Annotated in this window: 4 protein-coding genes; 1 reads left to right on the top strand and 3 read right to left on the bottom strand. The window is 43.4% G+C overall.

Annotated features, from left to right (window positions below):
• The 3 genes from B2089_RS00980 to B2089_RS00970 all read right to left on the bottom strand — a co-directional run.
• Nucleotides 1-200: hypothetical protein (locus B2089_RS00980; protein WP_296685442.1), on the bottom strand; the 200-nt coding region annotated here is incomplete at its 3' end.
• A 440-nt stretch (nt 201-640) separates the two neighbouring features.
• Nucleotides 641-1987 (bottom strand): MATE family efflux transporter, encoded by a 1347-nt coding sequence (locus tag B2089_RS00975; protein ID WP_296685440.1) that lies wholly within the window; start codon nt 1985-1987, stop codon nt 641-643.
• An 18-nt stretch (nt 1988-2005) separates the two neighbouring features.
• The gene (locus B2089_RS00970) at nt 2006-2695 is read right to left on the bottom strand and encodes a nitrogenase component 1 (protein WP_296685444.1); all 690 of its coding nucleotides are present in this window, start codon (nt 2693-2695) and stop codon (nt 2006-2008) included.
• Nucleotides 2696-2823: 128 nt separating this feature from the next.
• Between B2089_RS00970 and B2089_RS00965 the strand changes: the two genes are divergently transcribed.
• On the top strand, nt 2824-3780 hold a 957-nt coding region (locus B2089_RS00965; RefSeq protein ID WP_296685438.1), incomplete at its 3' end, for a Na/Pi cotransporter family protein.

The following is a 3780-nucleotide window of genomic DNA, read 5'->3' as shown; positions in this document are numbered from 1 at the left end:
GTTTTTTTTGAGCAGCCTATAAATGAAAAAGAAAGCATAACGACAATCAGAGTACAGTAAATGAACTGGTTCCCATGTATATAGTTGTAATTATGGCCCATTGCCATTGCCTCAATAAAATTACTGAGTTTTTCTTTCAGTGATTTTACCAAGAAGCGAAGCTCACCTTGTCCGTTTTCTCTCTTTACATGATTTATCATACTTATTTCTCCTTGTTCGTGTATTTTTCCCTCAAAAAAAGAAGGTAGAAAAATTTATACAGAAAAATGACAGGTTTGAGAAATACAAGTTTTCTATAATAGCTATAAGGAAAAAATATGTATATGAAAATTTTATTGAGGTTATCGGAAAAAAGTATTTGTACAGAATCGGAAATTATTTTATAACTGCGTTCGGTAAGTTCGATTTTCTTTTTTGTGAAGAATTTTGTGCCTCTTCCAGAATTCAAAACAAAGAAAATCGCGCAGACAACCAAAAGCACTGAGTTCTTACCATACCGCCTCGGCTCAGTGCTTTTTTTGTTTTTAAAGGAGATGCTTTATTAAATTTTTTAGAATGCAAGCCTCAGCTGGTGGAAAGCAGAGGGATTCAACCTCGCTCAGTTTTTCAAGGTCATTTAGACTCGCGTGTCGGATTTTTGTCATATTCGCTCCCTTAAATTATTCCAGTGAAATCTATAGCAGCATATCATGGCAATGGAAGTGAAAATCCAGACCACGGGATATGCGATTGAAACCACATAAAAGCTGGAAGTCAGGCGGGTGGACACAAAAAGGAAAGTCTGCCGCAAGAGCACGAAGCCCGCGAAGGTGATGACCGTTGGAGCCAGTGAAATTCCAAGCCCCCGAAGAACCTGGGCAAAAAACATGCACACGGCGCAGAGGATGTAGAAGGGAGCCGTGCATCTGATGAAAATCGCCCCGTAACGGATGGATTCTGCATCATCAATAAAAATCGAAGTCAGAAGCTCTGCAAAAATGAAAAAAATAATCGCAAAGAAAGCCACAAGCGCAAGCTTCATGGAAAGGGCTGATTTGATTCCCTGCCTGATACGCATGATTTTTCCGGCACCGAAATTTTGCCCCGCAAGAGTCATAGCCGCAAAAGCAATGCTCTGCATCACGCCCTGCATGAGCTGATCCAGCCGAACGAAGACAGCCCAGCCCGCCGCACAGGAAGAAGTAAAGGCGTTCACATACTTCTGGATGAAAGTGTTGGAAAAGGCCGTAATTGAGGAAGCGATTGCTCCGGGAAGCCCGATTCGAAGTATTTCCTTCAAAATCTTGAAGTCAATTCTGAGTCTTCTGACTTGGACTTTAAAAACATCGTCGCTTTTCATCAGGACGAAAAACACAGGAAGAATCGAAAGACCTTCTGAAATCACCGTGGCCCAAGCCGCACCCTTTATTCCCCATTTGAAGCCCAGAACAAAAATAAAATCAAGGGCGATGTTCACGAGCGAAGAAAAGAAGAGGAAATAAAGCGGACGCCGTGAGTCTCCCAGAGCACGAAGAATTCCTGAGCCAATGTTGTAGAGAATTAGGAAGCTGATTCCGGCAAAATAAATCCTGAGGTAAGACAGAGCTGGCTCAAAAACGCTTTCTGGAACTGAAATCAGGCGCAGCACAAAAGGAGACAGGGCAATTCCCGCCACCGTCATAATCAGGCTGATGAAGAACGAACTGAGAATTGCCGTGTGAATCGCATTCTGCAGGCGGCCGATATCTTTTGCCCCAAAGGCCTGGGAAATCACGACCTGAGCTCCAGTGGAAAATCCCGCGAAAAAGCCTATTACGGTGAAGACGAACTGGGAGGAAGCCCCGATGGCCGCAAGTGCGTCCTTCCCTAAGAATTTTCCCACGACAAAACAGTCCATCGTGTTGTAGAACTGCTGGAACATGTTTCCGGCAAAGAGAGGAAGGGCAAAAGCTGCAATCTGAGGAAGGATGGCTCCTTCAGTCATGTCGAGGATTCTTGACTTATTCATCTGAATCAAAATCTAACTCTAAAAATGATTGTACAAATCTTCCATCAATGAGACTGCACCGCGGCTTCCGATGTGGGAGCGGTTTAAAATCTCCTTGTCCAGACAGGGATTTGATGTGATTGCAAAAAAGGCGTTCAGTTTCTGGGCGATTTTTTTCTCATAAGAACTTCCCATAAAAAGAGTTGCCCGGCCGTCGTATTTGAGCGCAATCTGCTCGATTTCATAGACATCATTCTCAAAATAGACATCTGCCTTGCGGGAACAATCAAGATTCTGAATCTCAGTGCGGATTTTCTCCTTGTCTTTTTCGTATACCGAATCTGTCAGAATCACAGCAAGGGGAATGTGTCCATGAACATTGACCAAAAATCTGGCGATTCCAAGTGACTTTGCGCTTTCACCCACCAGAATGAAGCGGTGCCGCTCAAAGTTTCCGAAAAGAGAGTCCAAATATTCGTAGACATACAGCTCTTCTTCATGCACGGCTTTTTCAACAAGCTCCTTTTCGATTCCGAGTTTTTCCCCCACCATTCGAAGGAAAGAAGCCGTGTCTTTGGGACCGACAGGCCAGCCCTTTAAGCTGAGCGTTTCAATGCCGAATTCATGCTTGTAGTACGCGTCCACATTTTTTGCAAGCCAGGGAGAAAGGTTTATGTTGAGGGCGGCATTTCCTGAATTCTTGAACTGCTGGATTCCGTCCCGGCGGATAAAGAATGTGTTATGTGGACGCCCGCTACTTGAGGCGCTTTTTTAATACAGAATTTTACCCAAATTTAACATTTTTTTCATTATAATCTAACATTCATAAACTACACTCGGATGCAAACGAGGTGTTTATGAATACAAATGTGAAAATTATTTTCGGGCTTTTGGGTGGCCTTGCTATGTTCCTGTTCGGAATGAACATGATGAGCGAAAGCCTGAAAAAAGCGGCTGGTTCTAGAATCAAAAATGTCATGTCCCTAATCGGAAAAAATCCTCTGCTGGGCGTTCTGGTCGGGGCCTTTTCAACCGCAATTTTGCAAAGCTCCAGTGCGACAACCGTAATGGTCATCGGATTTGTTTCGGCGGGAGTGATGAGCCTTCCTGTCGCAATCGCAATCATTTTTGGTGCAAACATCGGTACGACGATTACGGCTCAAATCATTGCATTCAAGCTTTCAAATTATATCTATGTTTTTATTTTCATCGGATTTTTACTGTCATTCATAGTAAAAAATCAAAAGTGGAAAAATATAGGAATAAGCATTTTTGCTTTTGGCCTTTTGTTTTTGGGAATTGAAACAATGGGCGGCGTTATGAAACCGCTTGCAAAAAGCCCCTTGTTCATTCAGATGATGGAAAAAGTTTCCGACATTCCGATTCTCGGAGTTCTGACCGGCACGCTGATGACTGTAATCGTTCAAAGTTCCAGTGCAACGATTGCAGTCCTTCAAAATTTTGCTTCCCAGAACACAGGTGACGGAATGACAAGCGTAATCGGACTTTCCGGTGCAATCCCGATTCTTCTCGGCGACAACATCGGAACGACAATAACGGCAATCCTCGCCTCAATCGGACAGTCGAAAAATGCAAAGCGAAGCGCAGTCGCCCACAGCCTTTTCAATATTTCCGGCGCACTGATTTTCATCTGGATAATTCCGATTTTTGCGAAATTCGTTCAAGCTGTCAGCCCGAAAGGAATCGAGATTTCCGCAATTTCAAGGCAGATTGCAAACGCCCACACAATTTTTAATGTCGCCATGACAATCATCTGGATTCCGCTTTTGAAAGTGATGGTAAAAATCGTAAAC

It is taken from the genome of Treponema sp. UBA3813, from assembly GCA_002368605.1.
Taxonomy (GTDB): Bacteria; Spirochaetota; Spirochaetia; order Treponematales; family Treponemataceae; genus Treponema_D.
This window is presented reverse-complemented; position numbering and strand designations above follow the sequence as displayed.

Bases quoted from the DNA above. Each gene is read 5' to 3' on its own strand.
- B2089_RS00975 (WP_296685440.1), bottom strand. From the start codon at position 1,987: ATGAATAAGTCAAGAATCCTCGACATGACTGAAGGAGCCATCCTTCCT.